At 62.6% G+C, this 15,682-nt stretch carries 12 protein-coding genes; 4 read left to right on the top strand and 8 right to left on the bottom strand.

Annotated elements, in window-relative coordinates:
- Position 1 precedes the first annotated feature (1 nt).
- Positions 2-1,648 carry a bifunctional aspartate transaminase/aspartate 4-decarboxylase gene (locus RCH09_RS01015; protein WP_326939156.1) on the top strand — a complete coding sequence of 549 codons (1,647 nt, stop codon included), beginning with the start codon at positions 2-4 and terminating at the stop codon, positions 1,646-1,648.
- 31 nt (positions 1,649-1,679) lie between these two features.
- On the opposite strand, the gene RCH09_RS01010 is transcribed toward RCH09_RS01015, so the two are convergent.
- Together RCH09_RS01010 and RCH09_RS01005 are read right to left on the bottom strand one after the other, a co-directional pair.
- Complete coding sequence (locus RCH09_RS01010) at positions 1,680-3,212, bottom strand: DUF1501 domain-containing protein (RefSeq protein WP_326939155.1); 1,533 nt, start codon at positions 3,210-3,212, stop codon at positions 1,680-1,682.
- A 9-nt stretch (positions 3,213-3,221) separates the two neighbouring features.
- A complete protein-coding gene (locus RCH09_RS01005) occupies positions 3,222-5,015 on the bottom strand; it encodes a DUF1800 domain-containing protein (protein WP_326939154.1) in 1,794 nt (597 codons plus the stop codon).
- Between the two features lie 102 nt (positions 5,016-5,117).
- Here RCH09_RS01005 and RCH09_RS01000 point away from each other — a divergent pair, with 102 nt between their 5' ends.
- A complete protein-coding gene (locus RCH09_RS01000) occupies positions 5,118-5,243 on the top strand; it encodes a hypothetical protein (protein ID WP_326939153.1) in 126 nt (41 codons plus the stop codon).
- A gap of 78 nt (positions 5,244-5,321) precedes the next feature.
- Here RCH09_RS01000 and yfcF read toward each other — a convergent pair whose 3' ends face one another.
- Positions 5,322-5,945 (bottom strand): glutathione transferase, encoded by a 624-nt coding sequence (gene yfcF, locus RCH09_RS00995; protein WP_326939152.1) that lies wholly within the window; start codon positions 5,943-5,945, stop codon positions 5,322-5,324.
- A gap of 187 nt (positions 5,946-6,132) precedes the next feature.
- Between yfcF and RCH09_RS00990 the strand changes: the two genes are divergently transcribed.
- Positions 6,133-8,382: a bifunctional diguanylate cyclase/phosphodiesterase gene (locus tag RCH09_RS00990; RefSeq protein ID WP_326939151.1), complete on the top strand. Its 2,250-nt coding sequence runs from the start codon at positions 6,133-6,135 to the stop codon at positions 8,380-8,382.
- A 181-nt stretch (positions 8,383-8,563) separates the two neighbouring features.
- On the top strand, positions 8,564-9,640 hold the full coding sequence (locus RCH09_RS00985) for a sensor histidine kinase (protein WP_326939150.1): 1,077 nt from the start codon (positions 8,564-8,566) through the stop codon (positions 9,638-9,640).
- A gap of 66 nt (positions 9,641-9,706) precedes the next feature.
- On the opposite strand, the gene RCH09_RS00980 is transcribed toward RCH09_RS00985, so the two are convergent.
- The 5 genes from RCH09_RS00980 to RCH09_RS00960 all read right to left on the bottom strand — a co-directional run bounded on the left by RCH09_RS00980 (position 9,707) and on the right by RCH09_RS00960 (position 15,662).
- Positions 9,707-11,326: a methyl-accepting chemotaxis protein gene (locus RCH09_RS00980; RefSeq protein WP_326939149.1), complete on the bottom strand. Its 1,620-nt coding sequence runs from the start codon at positions 11,324-11,326 to the stop codon at positions 9,707-9,709.
- Positions 11,327-11,389: 63 nt separating this feature from the next.
- On the bottom strand, positions 11,390-12,526 hold the full coding sequence (locus RCH09_RS00975) for an ABC transporter ATP-binding protein (protein ID WP_326939148.1): 1,137 nt from the start codon (positions 12,524-12,526) through the stop codon (positions 11,390-11,392).
- An 11-nt stretch (positions 12,527-12,537) separates the two neighbouring features.
- On the bottom strand, positions 12,538-13,407 hold the full coding sequence (locus RCH09_RS00970; protein WP_326939147.1) for a carbohydrate ABC transporter permease: 870 nt from the start codon (positions 13,405-13,407) through the stop codon (positions 12,538-12,540).
- Complete coding sequence (locus RCH09_RS00965; RefSeq protein ID WP_326939146.1) at positions 13,397-14,329, bottom strand: carbohydrate ABC transporter permease; 933 nt, start codon at positions 14,327-14,329, stop codon at positions 13,397-13,399. Before RCH09_RS00965 ends, RCH09_RS00970 begins: the two co-directional genes overlap by 11 nt.
- Before the next feature lie 79 nt (positions 14,330-14,408).
- Entirely contained in the window at positions 14,409-15,662 is a 1,254-nt protein-coding gene (locus RCH09_RS00960; protein ID WP_326939145.1) for an ABC transporter substrate-binding protein, read from the bottom strand.
- Positions 15,663-15,682: the final 20 nt, after the last annotated feature.

The raw sequence follows: 15,682 nt of genomic DNA, 5'->3' as shown, positions 1-15,682 counted from the left end.
CATGCCGCAACAAGATTTCCAGCAATTTGCCAACCTGAGCCCGTTTGAACTCAAGGATCAGCTCATCGCCATCGCCTCCTCGGATGCGCAACGCATGATGCTCAATGCGGGTCGCGGCAATCCGAATTTTCTGGCCACCCTGCCGCGCTGGGCCTTCCTGAGCCTGGGCGATTTTGCCATGCGCGAAGCCGAGCGTTCCTATTCCTATCTCGACAGCGGCTTTGGCGGTCTGCCGGAGCGCAGCGGCATCGTGCACCGGTTCGATATCTATGCCACGGCACATCGCAGCACGGATGGCGTGCGCTTTCTGCGGTCGGCGATTTCGTATGTGAAGGATCAGCTCGGACTCGACCAGGAAGCGTTTCTGTTCGAGATGGTGGCAGCTTTTCTGGGTTGTAATTACCCGACGCCGCCGCGCATGCTGGTGCACACGGAAGAAATCGTGAAAGCGTATCTGGCGCAGGAAATGTTCGGCCCGATCGCCCATCAGGGACCGTTCTCGGTGTTTGCCACCGAGGGCGGCACGGCCGCGATGACGTATATTTTCCAGACATTGCGGGCCAACGGCTTGATCAAGCCGGGCGACAAGATCGCCATCAGCACGCCGATTTTTTCACCCTATCTGGAAATCCCGCTGCTGGCCGAATACGGCCTCGAGGTGGTCGATATCCGCATGGACGGGCACGCCGACTGGCAGTTGCCGAGCAGTGAGATCGACAAGCTGCGCGATCCGGCAGTAAAGCTGTTTTGCCTCGTCAATCCGAGCAATCCGCCCTCGACCAAGCTGTCCGATCAGGTGCTCGACCAACTGGCTGAGCTGGTGGCGCAACAACGCCCCGATCTGTTCATCGTCACCGACGATGTGTACGGCACCTTTGCGGATGATTTTGTGTCGTTGTTTGCAAAATGTCCGCGCAATGCGCTGTGCGTGTATTCGTTCTCCAAGTTCTTCGGCGCAACGGGATGGCGCCTCGGCACCATTGCTTTGCGCGATGACAATGCCTTCGATGACGCCCTGGCGGCGTTGCCGGAAGCGGAAAAATTACTCCTCGATACGCGTTACGCGTCGCTCACCACGACCCCGCGCGCCATCCGTTTCATTGATCGACTGGTCGCCGACAGCCGCGCCGTGGCGCTGAACCACACCGCAGGATTGTCACTGCCGCAGCAACTGCAGATGGCACTGTTCGCACTCAATGGGCTGATGGACCGCGAGCACCGCTACAAGGAGTCGGCCAAGCAGATGCTGCGCAAGCGCTATCAAACGCTGTATCGCAACATGGGTATTGCCGCGTTGCGGACACCGAACGACGTGAACTATTACTCGTTGATCGATCTGCAGGAAATCGGCGGCGCGTTGTACGGCGCCGAATTCGAAGCCTGGTTCATCAAGAGCGACCTCGGCATCAGCTTCCTGTTTCGTCTGGCAGAAGAGACCGGCGTGGTTCTGCTGCCCGGCAATGGCTTCGATGTGGTCGATACGTCGGCGCGGGTCTCGCTGGCCAACCTGACGGAGATCGAGTACGCGGCAATTGGCAGATTTACGCGCCAGGTGCTGGACGAGTGTTATCAGGATTTCAAGGATAGCTTGCCGGCGCCGGCAACCGCCGACCAGCCTCCGCGCGCCGTGCCCTTGCATCCCGGCTGACGTCCTGCGCGCGGCACTGGTCCGTGTCGCATCAGAGAAAGCCAAGGTTGCTGCGCGCGAACCGTCCGAGATTGGGAAAGATCGTCGCCAGCGCCGCGCTGTCAAGTCCGAACCAGGCCGCCAGCGTGGCGGCGTATTGATCCACCGCCACGGTTGGAATCAGTACGCCGTTGTTGACGGCATCGGGATTGATGAAGCTGCCGGCATCGACCCCGAGAGTGGGAAAGGCGCCGTACAGATCGCCACCCTTGACGCTTCCTCCCAGTACGAAATGATGTCCGCCCCAGCCATGATCGCAACCATCGCCATTGGAGGCGAAGGTGCGGCCAAAATCCGATACCGTAAATGCCGTTACGTTGGCACGCATGTCGACGCCGCCGACGCTGGCGAGGGTCCGATCGAAATACGCCAGGCCATGATCGACCTGCGCCAGCAACGGCGGGTGGGCGCTATTCTGCAACGAGTGCTGGTCGAAGCCGCCGAGGTTGACGATGAAGACCTGGCGTCTCAGGCCCAGCGCGCCGGCCGCTGCAATCATCCGCGCCACCATGCGCAACTGCGTTGCCAGCGGATTGCTCATCGTGGCGCCGGTGACGGGTTGTGTCATGGGCGGTGGTGCGGCGATCGTGGCCGCCGCGCCGCTGGCCAGCGCGTCGCCCAGCGTGCTGGCCGCGCCGATCGAACGCTGCACGATCCCGCCGTAGGTGGTCGCCAGAAAATTGCTGCTGTTGGCGGCGCCGGCGACGCCCTGGATCGCTGTTGCGAACCCGGCCAGATCGCCGTCAAGTGCAATGGTGGCGGCGCCGATGTCGCGGTCGACCTGATACTGATTGGCGGTGCGCCCGTTCAGGAAGGTCGCCGCGCCGGCCAGCGAGACGCTGGTGAAGATGCTGTGGGCGCCATTGCCGGCCAGCGAAAAGTCAGCCATCTGGCCACCCCATCCATACGGAAAACCCGGATTCTGGCCGGCCTCCCACATGGCGCTCTGGTCATTGTGTGAATACAGGTTGCGCGGCAGCGCCGCCGTGTTGGCCAGCACCTGGCTTTTGGTGACAGGCGCCACCAGCGTGCCGACATTGGCCACCACCGCCAGACGCCCCGCCTGAAACAGCGACTGCAGCGATCCCAGCAGCGGATGCAGGGCAAACGTCCGGGCTGCCGAGGACGACGAACCGGGTACGGTCTGGCGCGTTTTCGGCACGATCGGCAACACGCCGCCGAAAAATTCCGGCGTGCTGCGCGCGACCACCCGGCCATTCAGGGGCGAGATGGCATCGGCCGCGACGGCTGCGGCGCCCGGGCCAAGCAGCGCGATCGGATCGTCGCCGGTGTTGCGCGCCGTCTGGTAGCGACTCCAGGAATCCGGATCGGTCGCCAATACGGTATTGAAGGCGTCATTGCCACCGCCCAGGCGGATGCAGACCAGCGCCTTGTAGCTGCCGTTGCCGGCGGCATTGGCGTCGCGCAGGAAGTCGGCCAGCAGGTTTGCGCCGAGCAGGGTTCCCAGTCCGGCGGCGGGCATGGCGCGCAGCAGGCGACGGCGTACTGGATCAATTGTGTTCATGGGATCTCCTCAGCGTTGCACGATGAATTCAGGGGAGGCGGCGGTCAGGTAGATCGCCAGCCGGATGCGTTTTCTGCGCGCTGCGTCCATGGCGGCTGGCGTCGCCGCAGCGCCCGCCGGAAGCGCCACCGTGGTTACGGCGCTGGTGATCGCCTGGCGCAGCACCGGCGACATCTGGCCGTACAGCAGCCGGCTGTTCATGCTGTCAGCCAGTGCGCCGGGGTCGGATGCCTTCGCAAGCAGGCTGTCGAGCGAGAGCTGGATGTCGGTCTGGTTCAACGGCAAGCCAACGAACAGCATGGCGCGCAGGTAGTTCAAATTGCCGGCCACCGAGACCTCGTTGGCGACCTGAAGTTCGGGGCCGACCAGGCCGTTGGCGGCCAGCGGTGATCCCGGCGGGCTGTAGCCGGGCGACCAGAAATTGAAGACCGACGGGGCGTGATACGGCGTCATGCCGATCGCATCGCTTTGCGACGACTCATCGAATTCGGTGAAGGGAAATGTGCCGCTCGCCGAGCTGGCGCCAAAGGCCCGCAACAGGGCGGTGACGCGCAGGGTCGGGTCGCGCAGCTTGCCAAAGGATGGCTCGGCGCTGCGGCGCAGGTCACGCGCTTCCGGGTCGAACAACACGGCCTTCATGACGGTTGCCAGATCGCCGCGCTGGCCATTGCCATTGTCGTTGAACGCCGCCGCGACCCGACCGATGTAGGCGGCGCCCGGATTGCTGGTGACAAATTGCTGGATCAGCCGGCGCGCGATGAATGGCCCGACGTTCGGATGGTTGAACAGCGTGTCGAGCGCGATTTTCAGGTCGGCGTCGGGGTTTGCCGTACTCGTCGCCGCAATGGTCGTGCCGAGAAAGCGCTTCTCCGAGGTCGAATGACTGGCGCTGCGCCATTGCATCGGTTGCAGCGCGGCGTCGACGCTGCCGCCGCGCGAGGCCCGGTACCGCACCAGGCCGGTAAACACTTTTGCCAGGCCGCTGATGTCGTCCTGCGTATAGGTCGGCAGGGGCGCGCCGGTGGCATCGAGGCGGGCGCTGCCGTCCTGATTGAGCTGGGTCAGTCCGAGCGTGAACAGCTGCATTACTTCGCGCGCGTAGTTCTCGTCCGGATGGGTGCCGGTGGCGGGATTTTCCTTCTGGTTGTTTTCGTAGGTGAGGAAGCTGCCCATGGTGGGCGAGCGGGTCACCTGTTCGAGCAGCGTGCGGAAATTGCCGAAGGCATTCGCGCTCAGCGTATCGAGGTAATTAATGGATTCGCGCGTATTGGTGCGCACCACGGCGTCGTTGAACGAGATCACGAAAATGTTCGAGAGTGCGTAGTGGATGCGTTGACGCAATTGATCATTGCCGTCGACCGCGTCCTGATAGAAATTGGCGGTGACGAAATCATTGAGGTTGTCCGTCGCGCTCCATGGTTTGGCGCTGAGGCGGGCGATGCGCGATGTCAGCGGCAGGGCGCGTTGCTGATCGAACCAGGCGCCGTAGGACGGCGCGGCCATCAGTTGCGCGACGCTGGCCTCGGTCGGGCCGAAACTGGCCTGGGTCAGGAAGCGCGCCGCCTCTGCACTGCTGGCCGGCTTGGTGGCAGCAATGTCGACCCAGGACGGCTGCGGCGCTGCCGGCGTGGCCGCAGGGGCGGCTGTGGCGACGCCGACGCCGGTTGACGGGTCTGGCAGCGCGGCGGACGTGGTGGAAGTCATCGCCGGATTGATGTTGCTTTGTTCGCCGCCGCCGCACGCGGCGACGACCGCGGTGGCGATGAGGATGGCGCTGAATCGGTACACGGAAAAGGAATGCATTGAGCTCTCCTGAATGAAGGGGAAAGGTTGCGGCGGTGCGCGGATTGGTGGTGCGTGTCGCAGCTTGCCGGCGTGGCGCCGGGAACTGCGCGTTGAAAATCGTTGGACGTGCTGCGTAAATTAATCGAGGTGCGGCAGCGGCAGAATTTTCTGTCGGCGGAGCGCCGAAATCAGGTGAAAAAAAGTGCGGTTGACGTGGTCGCGCAACGCAGTTTCCGGGAGGCTTGATGCCGGTCCGAAATGACGCGCGGCAATCCAGTCAGGGCAAACGCGTACTGACCAGGATTGCCGCGGGAATGTGCCGCATCAACGCGGCTGGGCCACCCATTGCTGCACCGACGGGCGCTGCCACTGTGCGTGCGCCCAGTCCTGCAATTTTGCCGGCATCGGGTCGCCATTCATGATCAAGCGGTTGAGCATCAGGGCCAGATCGGTGTCGGCGATGCACCAGCGCCCAAACAGATTCGGACGGCCTGCGTCAATGAAACGATCGGCCACTTGGATCAGCAAATCGCGCGCAGCAATGCCGGCATCGCTCAGCGGTGTGGTCACTGGTGCGAAAAAAATCACGCGCGTGCTGCGCTCGGTGCGAAGCGGCAGCAGGTCGCTGCGCAGCCATGCCTGCAGTTGACGCGCGCGGGCGCGTTCGACCGGATCGGCCGGGTAGAGCGGCGCATAGGCGGGCGCGGCAAACACCTCATCCAGATACTCGGTGATGGCGCTAGATTCGCTGAGCACCAGATCATCCTGCTGCAAGGTCGGTACGCGCGCCGTCAGCGAGCTGTTGCGAAACGCCGGCAGCTGATTGTGCTGCTGGTCGAGATCAACCGTGGCGAGTTCGAACGGCAATCCCTTTTCGGTCAAGGCGACGAACACCGACATGGCGTAGGGGCTGGTGAAGTTGCTATCGACAGTGAGCTTGAGGTGCATCAGTGATCCTTTCAGGTGGGCTTGCACGAAGCCGTGCAGTTGGCTTGCGACTGATCGATATTGTATGCGGGTCGCTGATGGTGCTCGAACTTGTACGCCGCGTGCCGGTCAAAAGGCTTGCCATTCTGGCGCGCCATCAAACCACGCTGGATGTGCCTCCCCCCGACCAATCCCTTTGCGGCACGCGATGGAATCCACGAAATCCCCCCCACAGTTCGGCCAGCAGGCCGACCCCGGCGAGTCTTGCGTTCCCGAGCCGCTGATCCAGACGCTGCTGTGCGCACTGGTCGACATCGCCGGCGCCGAATGCGGGTATCTGCTGCTGGTGCAGGAAGATGCCCTGACGCTGGGGGCCAAGGCCAGTCCCGATGCCTGCGAACTGTATTTCGACGCACCGCCACAGGTCACGCCGGCATTGCCGCGTTCACTGCTGGAACATGTTCGCGAAAACGATACCCAGGTGCTGTTGTCCGATCTCACCACGCCCCATCCCTTTGCCGACGACCCGTATTTCTCGACGCATCGTCCGAAGTCACTGCTATGCCTGCCCATCCACCGCAAGACCGAGCCGCTCGGGATTTTCTATCTGGAAAATCGTTCGACCAGCAATACCTTCGACACCGAGCGACTGGCGCGGATGCAGTCACTGGCAACCAGCGTCGCAGCCTCGCTCGCGACCATACGGCAACTCCGGAGCCAGTCGCAGGCCGAGCAAGCTACCGCACAAATCAGTGCTGCCCTGTCCGCCAGCGAACAGACCATGCGCGAGCTCGTCGAGATGCTGCCGGCGGCAGTCTACGTATGTGATGCGCAGGGCCGCATCGAAAGCTTCAACCGCAGTGCGGTCGAATTGTGGGGCCGGGCGCCGCATCGCGACGACCCCGCCGAGCGGTTTTGTGGCGGGTATGGACGCTATACGCTGGGCGGCGTGTTCGTGCCGCGCAACGCAACGCCGATGGCAGAAGTGCTACGCAGCGGTGTGCCGGCAACGAATCGTGAACTGGTCTACGAGCGTCCCGACGGCTCGCGCCGCACCGCCATTCTCAACATCATCGCGCGGCGCGATTCGCATGGGGTCCTGACCGGCGCCATCAGCTGCCTGACCGACATCACCGAACGACGCGAAGCCGAAGAGCGCATCCACTACATGGCCCATTACGATGCGCTCACCGGATTGCCAAACCGAATCCTGTTGCAGGACCGCATGAACCAGGCCATCACGGTGGCGCAGCGCAGCGGCGGCAAGGTGGCGGTGCTGTTTCTGGATCTCGACAACTTCAAGCACATCAATGACTCGCTCGGCCACCTGGTCGGCGATCGTCTGCTGCGCATGGTGGCCAACCGGTTGCGCCAGTGCCTGCGCGGGATCGATAGCGTGGCGCGTCTTGGCGGCGATGAGTTCGTGCTGACCCTGGCGGCGGTGGCCGGCCCGCGCGACGCCTCGTCGGTGGCGCAGAAAATTCTCGCCACCCTCAATGAACCCTGCCTGATCGACGGCAATCTGTTGCATATCGACGGCAGCATCGGTATCAGCCTGTACCCGGATGACGGCATTGATGTCGAGAGCCTCATGCGCGCCGCCGACACCGCCATGTATCACGCCAAGCGGCGCGGCCGCAGCAACTATCAATTCTTCACCGCCGCCCTGAACGTCGCGGCACAACAGCGCTTTGACGTCGAGAGCCGTTTGCGGCAGGCGCTCGCGCGGCACGAACTGACCCTGCATTTCCAGCCGCAGATCGATCTGCATAGCGGTCGCATCGTGTCGGCCGAGGCACTGTTGCGCTGGAGCCCGGACGGCAAGCCGACGGTGTCCTGCGGCAGCTTCATTGCCATCGCAGAAGAGACCGGTCTGATTCTGCCGATCGGCAACTGGGTGCTGCGCCAGGCCTGCCATCAGCTGCGCCGGTGGCACGAGTCCGGCTTTGAGCGGATGCAAATTGCCGTGAACCTGTCGGCGCGCCAGTTTTACCAACCCGGTTTTCTGCGCATGGTCAATGATGCGCTGACCGAGGCCGGCGTCTCGCCCAGCGCGCTGGAACTGGAGATCACGGAGAGCATCCTGATGCAACGCAGCAGTGACAATATCGCCACCCTCGGGCAACTCAAGGCGATGGGGATCAAGCTATCGGTGGATGATTTTGGCACCGGCTATTCCAGTCTTGCTTACCTGCAACGCTTTCCGCTGCACGCGCTGAAGATCGACCAGTCGTTCGTGCGCGGCATCGGCACCGATTCTAACGATACGGCGCTGGTGATTGCCATCATCGCCATGGCCAACAGTTTGCGGCTGCAAGTGGTGGCCGAAGGCGTCGAGACGGACGAGCAGGCTGCGTTCCTGCGCGAGCAGGGTTGCGCGATCGGACAGGGCTTTCATTTCGGCAAGGCGGTCACCGGCGACCGGATGCTGGAGCTGTTGCGTTCGACACCGCATTGATTCAGCACAATGCAGCGGCGGTGACGGGTGTAACATCAAGAATATTCCAACGCTGCCCAGCGTTCCTGCACTTCCTTCCTTTTTCCTCACCGGAGCAACACCGCATGCGCTGTCGAAACAGAGCCACGGATCGGTCACGGTTGGTCTGCCGCCTTGCCGTTTCCGGCGCGCGGGCCTGCACGTGAAGGCGCGCAATCACCAATTGCTGACGATTGCGCTGGCACTGATCCCGAGCGGCGTGCTGGCGCTGTCGCTGCTTGATGCCGACGTTCGTGTCGCGCTGGTGGCGGCCAGTCCGGCGGTGCTGATCGGGCTGCTCGGCATGGCGCTGAGCATGGCGGTGGCCGTATCGCGCCTGACCGGTGCACTTGTCTCGGCGGCGCACGCGGCTGTCGCGCACGGCGATGCGACCCTGCCCGCGCACTCTGGCGTGGCCGAAGTCGATCAACTCACCCGTGCCTTGAGCGACACGGCAGCGGAACTGGCGCGCGAAAAGAAATTCCGTGCGCTGGCCGATGCCGAGCGCACGCACCTGTTTGCCAGCGAACATGCGGCGCGCCAGCTGGCCGAGGCGCAAAATCACGCCAAGGACCAGTTCCTTGCACTCCTGAGCCACCAGTTGCGCAATCCGCTGTCGGTGATCGGGACCGCCATTGCGGTCATGGATCACGAAAAAGTCACGCCCGACCACGCCGCCAAGGCCTACGCCATGATTCGACGCCAGAGCGCCGAATTGAGTCGCATCGTCGACGATTTGCTGGACCTTGACCGGATCATCAGCGGCCAGGCCCGGCTGGCGCCGCAGCGCATCGATCTGGCCGCAGCGACCCGCCTGTGCCTGGAGACGCTGCGGGTGAGTGGGCAACTTGATCAGCACACCTTCAGCGCCGATCTGACGCCCGCCTGGGTCAATGCCGATCCGGCCCGGCTGGAGCAAATCATCGCCAATCTGATCGGCAATGCGCTGCACGTCAGCGCGCGCGATGGCGCCATCGAAATCGAGGTCAACGACGCGGACGGCGGGGCGCTGCTGGTAGTGCGCGATCATGGGCAAGGCATGAGCGCCGACATGGTGCCGCGCGCATTCGATGTGTTCGTGCCGGATGACAGCCGCAGCGGCCCGGTCCAGGGCCACCTCGGAATTGGTCTGGCCATGGTGCGCAAGCTCAGTGCGCTGCATGGCGGAACGGTATCGGCCGAAAGCGCCGGGCTCGGCCTGGGCAGTACCTTCACCTTGCAGCTGCCAAGGGCGGCTTGATCCTGCATCGGGCCAACGCCAACAGGCGCCAGCCCGGGTCGCTGTGCGGCGCGGCCCCGACGGGGATTAGCGCGCGCCCTCCACCACCCAGCCAGGTGACGCCGTTCGATCCGCCACCACCAACCCGGACGACCCGACTGCGCCGGCATCGAGCTTGAACAGACTGACGGCCTGCATCAGCACATCGGCCTGATCCTGCATGCTCTCGGCCGCTGCCGCCGCCTGCTCCACCAACGCCGCATTCTGCTGCGTCATTTCATCCATCTGCGCGATGGCCTGGTTGACCTCGCTGATGCCGGCGCTCTGTTCCTGGCTGGCCGCCGTGATTTCACTCATGATGTCGGCCACCTGCTTGACCGACTGCACGATCTGCTGCATCGTCTTGCCGGCCTCGTCGACCAGCTTGCTGCCGTTGCCGACCTTGTCGACCGAGTCGCCGATCAAGCCCTTGATCTCGCGCGCCGCGCCGGCCGAGCGCTGCGCCAGATTGCGCACTTCCGCCGCCACCACCGCAAAACCGCGACCCTGCTCGCCGGCCCGGGCCGCTTCCACCGCCGCGTTCAGCGCCAGAATGTTGGTCTGGAACGCAATCGCATCGATCACGCCGATGATGTCGACAATCTTGCGCGAACTGTCGGTGATCGACCCCATCGTCTGCACCACCTGCCCCACCACCTGCCCGCCCTGGATCGCAAAGCTGGAGGCCGACTGCACCAGGGTATTGGCCTGCCGCGCGCTGTCGGCGTTGTTGCGTACCGTCTCGGTCAAGGTCTCCATCGAGGCCGCGGTCTGTTCCAGCGAACCGGCCTGCGCCTCGGTGCGGGCCGACAGATCGGCATTGCCGGCTGCGATCTGGTGCGATACCACGCCAATGGTTTCGGTCCCGCTGCGCACGCGGCGTACGGTCGACGACAGACTGCCGTGCATCTCGCGCAGCGCAGTGAGCAGCTGGCCGGTTTCATCGCTCCCGCCAGCGGCAATCTGGAAACTGAGGTCACCACCGGCGACCTGGCGGGCCACATTGACGGCCTGGCGCAACGGTGTCGTAATGCTGCGCGTGATCATCCAGCCAACCACCAGCGCCAGCAGCATCGAGAGCGCACTGATGGCCAGCATCAGTTGCGTGGCGTGTTTGCTGGCGTCGTCAAACTGGGTCAGGTCATCGCGGGTCTGGCGGTTTTGCAAATCGACCACGCGATCAATCACTGCCAGCCACTTTTCCTGGATAGGGGCGGCCTGGGTGGTCAGCAGCAGCTGCGCCTGGCGCGCATTGAAGGCAGCGACAAAGCCGGCCGCCTGTTGCATCAACGGGGTGATTTGCTGCTCCAGTGCGTCCATCCGGGTCAGCAGCGTGTGCTCTTCTGCACTCAGTCCGAGGTCAACCAGCTGTTGCTTGCCCAGCTTGTAGGCGGCCTGCTGCAGACCGATCTTGGTCATGTCCTTTTGCATGTCGTTGATATCGGACGAACTGCCGATGCCGCGTGCAATCAGGGCCTGACCAAACAGGCTGGTACGCATCGCCGCCACCGCGACGGTTTTGGGCTGGCTGCGGCTGACGGTGTGGGTCAGTTGCGCGCGCGCCTGATTGGACGACAGCACGGCGATGGCCGTGATGCCGGCCATCAGCGCCAGCATCACGCCGAAGCCGAACGCCAGCCGATACCCGATCCGGAAATGATTAAACATGTTGTCTCCTTCATGTCCCGTTCTTTAACCAGCAACAGTGACGTTAATCAACCCGCCAACCGGTCAGGCGATGCGTTCTTCCGTGACCGGATCAAACAGCACTGCCTTGGACAGGTCAAATGCCAGCATGATCGCCGCGCCCGGAGCGGCATGCGCGCCCGGATGGGTGCGGCAGGTCGCACGGGTCTGGTTGAACCAGACAAACACCATCGTATCCGGACCGGTCGGCTCGACCAGCTCGACGGTGCATGCGACTTCCGTGGCCTGGTAGTTTCCGCTGGCCGCATGGTCGCGCGCACTGGCCGCATCGGTCACATGTTCCGGCCGAATCCCGAGAATCACTTCGTGCCCGACCCGCGCCATCAATGCAGCCGATTGCAACAGGTTGGCCGGCAACGGCAATGGCGTAACGGCGCCCTCATGGATCAGCTCGAAGGCGGCGCCGCCTGCGTGCGCCACCAGTTTCCCCTTCAGGAAATTCATCGATGGCGAGCCAATGAAACCGGCCACGAACAAATTCTGCGGCTGGTCATAAATTTCCTGCGGGCTGCCGTACTGCTGCACCACGCCATCCTTCATCACGGCAATACGATCGCCCAGCGTCATCGCCTCGATCTGGTCATGTGTGACGTAGACGATGGTGGTGCCGAGGCGCTGGTGCATGAGCTTGATTTCGGCGCGCACTTCGACCCGCAGCTTGGCATCCAGATTCGACAACGGCTCGTCGAACAGGAACAGTGCCGGGTCGCGCGCGATCGCGCGGCCCATCGCCACGCGCTGGCGCTGGCCGCCGGACAGCAGGGCCGGTTTGCGGTCGAGCAGATGCGTCATTTGCAGTGTCTCCGCGACCCGATCGACGATGCGTTTCTGCTCGTCTTTCGGCACCTTCCGGATACCCAGGCCGAAGGCGATGTTCTGCCGCACCGTCATGGTCGGATACAGCGCATACGACTGGAACACCATCGCGATATCGCGTGATTTTGGCGGCACATCGTTGACCACCTTGTCGCCGATCAGGATTTTACCGTCGGTGACCGATTCGAGTCCGGCGATCATGTTCAGCAGCGTCGATTTGCCGCAACCTGACCCGCCGACCAGAATGATGAACTGGCCATCTTCGATATCGAGATTGATCCCTTTTAATACTTCGGCGCCGTTCGGATACACCTTGCGCACATTGCGAATTGTCAGGCTTGCCATCTGTCGTTCCCTTATCCCTTGACTGCGCCGGCGGTCAGGCCGCGCACAAAATATTTACCGGCGACCAGATAGATCCCCAGCGTCGGCAATGCGGCGATGATCGCTGCGGCCATGTTGACGTTGTATTCGGTCACACCGGTGGAGGTGTTGACCAGATTGTTGAGCCCGACCGTGATCGGTTGTGCATCCGAGCCGCCAAACACCACGCCGAACAGAAAGTCGTTCCAGATCTGCGTGAACTGCCAGATCAGGCACACCATGAAGATCGGCAGCGACAACGGAAAAATGATGCGGCGGTAAATCGTGAAGAAATCGGCGCCGTCGATGCGTGCCGCCTTGACCAGATCTTCCGGCACCGACACGTAGTAATTGCGGAAGAACAGCGTGGTGAAGGCCACGCCATAAATGACGTGCACCAGGATCAGGCCCGGCGTGGTGTTGGCCAGATGCGCCATCCCCAGCAGCCGTGCCATCGGCAGGATCACCACCTGGAACGGAATGAAACAACCGACCATCAGCGCGGTGAACACGACCTCCGAATAGCGAAAGCGCCAGTGCGCCAGCACATAGCCGTTGAGCGATCCGATCAGGGTCGAGATCAGCACCGCCGGCACCGTCATCGAGACCGAATTCCAGAAGAATGGCGCCAGGCCGTCGCAGCGCACGCCGGTACAGGCGCCGCTCCAGGCCTTGGCCCACGCGGCGCCGGTCGGCGCCATCGGCAGGTCGAGCAGATTGCCGGCACGGATTTCGTCGAGCGACTTGACCGACGTCGTCAGCATCACGTACAGCGGCATCAGGTAATACAGGGCCACCAGCACCAGCAGCGCATACAGGGCGATGCGGCCAATGCCGGGGAAGCCGCGGCGTTCAGCGTCCATGACGGGTTCCTTTGGTTTCGAGATACATCAGCGGCACCAGCACCGCAAAGACGGTCGCCAGCATCATCATGGCCGATGCTGCGCCGAGCCCGAGTTGGCCGCGCGTGAACGAAAACTGATACATGAAAATGGCCGGCACGTCGGACGACGTACCCGGTCCGCCGGCAGTCAACGCCATGACCAGATCGAAGCTCTTGATGGCGATGTGCGCCAGCACCAGCAGCACGCTGAAGAACACCGGTCGCAGCGCCGGAATCACGATGCGCAGATAGATTGTTGGCAGACTGGCGCCGTCGACCATGGCCGCCTTGATGATGCTGTCGTCGACGCCGCGCAGGCCGGCCAGAAACAGCGCCATCACGAAGCCGGAGGATTGCCACACACCGGCGATGACGACCGTGTAGATGGCCATTTCGGAATTCACCAGCCAGTCGAACGTGAAGTTGGGAAAGCCCCAGTCATGCACCAGTTTTTCCAGCCCCAGTCCCGGATTGAGGATCCACTTCCAGGCGGTGCCGGTGACGATGAACGACAGCGCCATCGGGTACAGATAGATGGCGCGCAGGGCGCCCTCGGCACGGATCTTCTGATCCAGCAGGATTGCCATGCCGAGGCCAACGACGAGGCAGATGCCGATGAACAGGCTGCCGAAAATGCCGAGGTTGGTGGCGGCGACCCACCAGCGGTCGATGCCGAACAGGTTTTCATACTGGCCGAAACCGGTCAGCTCGAAATTGGGCATCAGGCGCGAATCGGTCAGCGACAAGAAGCCGGTCAGCGCGATGAAGCCGTACACGAAAATCAGTGAGGCGATGATGGTCGGCGACAGCACCAGCTTGGGCAGCCAGGCGTCGGCCAGCCCGGCCAGCCGGCTGGTCGGCCGCTGGGTGGGGCGAATTCGGGGGATTGCAAGGTCTGACATGATGTGCTCCAGTATTGCTCTTGACGCGCAAAAAAACCCGGGCCATCGCAGTGGCAGCCCGGGTCATTATGCGTCGCTATTACTTCGTTTTGGCAGCTTTTGCGAGTTCGGCGACAGCGTCTTTCGAACTCATTGTCGAGTTCATGAATTTCGCAATCACGTCACTGATCGCGCCTTGCTGCGCAGCATTGATTGCCATGCCATGCGCCATACTCGGCACCAGGCCGCCAATCTTGTTGGTGGCATCCATGTCATCCATCGACTTGATGGCGCAGCTGTCGAACTTGGCGCGCGAGACACCGGCACGGGCTGGAATCGAACCCTTGTTCAGGTTGAACACTTCCTGAAATTCCGGGCTCATGATGGTCGTGGCCAGGGTCAACTGGGCTTTTTGCACGGCTGGATCTTTCACCGTGAACATCGCCATCGAGTCGATGTTGAAGGTGAACGATTTGGCAGTGCCCGGTGCAGGAACGCACAGGAAATCCTTGCCTGCCACTTTGCCGGCGGCGGTAAATTCGCCCTTGGCCCAGTCACCCATGAACTGCATGCCGGCCTTGCCGTTGATGACCATCGCTGTCGCCAGGTTCCAGTCGCGACCGGCGGCATCCTTGTCGATGTAGGTCTTGATGTGCGCCAGCGTGTCGAAGGTCTTGAGCATGGTCGGGCTGGTCAGTGCAGTCTGATCCAGATTGACCAGTGCCTTCTTGTAGAAGTCACTGCCGCCAACGCCGAGCGCGACCGATTCGAACACTGTCGCATCCTGCCATGGCTGACCACCGTGGGCGACGGCAACCAGGCCGGCTTTCTTGATCAGGTCAGCCGCGACGAAGAACTCATCCATCGTGGTTGGCACCTTGGCGCCGGCTTTCGTCAGCACTTCCGGATTGATCCACAACCAGTTCACGCGATGCACATTGACCGGCGCGGCGACGTAATGGCCTTTGTACTTCATGACGTCCGACACCACTTTTGGCAGCGACGCATCCCATTTGCCTTCGGCGGCGGCGGCGTCAATATTGGCCAGCACGTTTTCCTTGCCCCATTCCTGAATCGACGGGCCCTTGATCTGTGCCGCTGTCGGAGGGCTACCGGCGATGACGCGGGCTTTCAGTGCGGTGGTGGCGTTTTCACCGCCGCCGCCGGCGACTGCAAAGTCTTTCCAGGTCACGCCCTTGGCTTCCATCATTTTCTTGAGTTCGGCGATCGATTTTGCTTCGCCGCCGGAGGTCCAGTAATGCAGAACTTCGATTTCCACGGCATGGACCGAGGCCGCCGCAGACATCAGTGCGGTGGCAGCAAACATGGACTTGATGAGATGTTGCAATTTCATTATTTGTCTCCTGAGGTGAA

It is taken from the genome of Actimicrobium sp. GrIS 1.19 (genome assembly GCF_035984655.1).
Lineage (GTDB): Bacteria > Pseudomonadota > Gammaproteobacteria > Burkholderiales > Burkholderiaceae_D > Actimicrobium.
This window is presented reverse-complemented; position numbering and strand designations above follow the sequence as displayed.

Coding starts and splice junctions, on each gene's coding strand:
- RCH09_RS01015 (WP_326939156.1), top strand. CDS start 2: ATGCCGCAACAAGATTTCCAGCAATTTGCCAACCTGAGCCCGTTTGAA.
- RCH09_RS01010 (WP_326939155.1), bottom strand. CDS start 3,212: ATGAACACAATTGATCCAGTACGCCGTCGCCTGCTGCGCGCCATGCCC.
- RCH09_RS01005 (WP_326939154.1), bottom strand. CDS start 5,015: ATGCATTCCTTTTCCGTGTACCGATTCAGCGCCATCCTCATCGCCACC.
- yfcF (WP_326939152.1), bottom strand. CDS start 5,945: ATGCACCTCAAGCTCACTGTCGATAGCAACTTCACCAGCCCCTACGCC.
- RCH09_RS00990 (WP_326939151.1), top strand. CDS start 6,133: ATGGAATCCACGAAATCCCCCCCACAGTTCGGCCAGCAGGCCGACCCC.
- RCH09_RS00980 (WP_326939149.1), bottom strand. CDS start 11,326: ATGTTTAATCATTTCCGGATCGGGTATCGGCTGGCGTTCGGCTTCGGC.
- RCH09_RS00975 (WP_326939148.1), bottom strand. CDS start 12,526: ATGGCAAGCCTGACAATTCGCAATGTGCGCAAGGTGTATCCGAACGGC.
- RCH09_RS00970 (WP_326939147.1), bottom strand. CDS start 13,407: ATGGACGCTGAACGCCGCGGCTTCCCCGGCATTGGCCGCATCGCCCTG.
- RCH09_RS00965 (WP_326939146.1), bottom strand. CDS start 14,329: ATGTCAGACCTTGCAATCCCCCGAATTCGCCCCACCCAGCGGCCGACC.
- RCH09_RS00960 (WP_326939145.1), bottom strand. CDS start 15,662: ATGAAATTGCAACATCTCATCAAGTCCATGTTTGCTGCCACCGCACTG.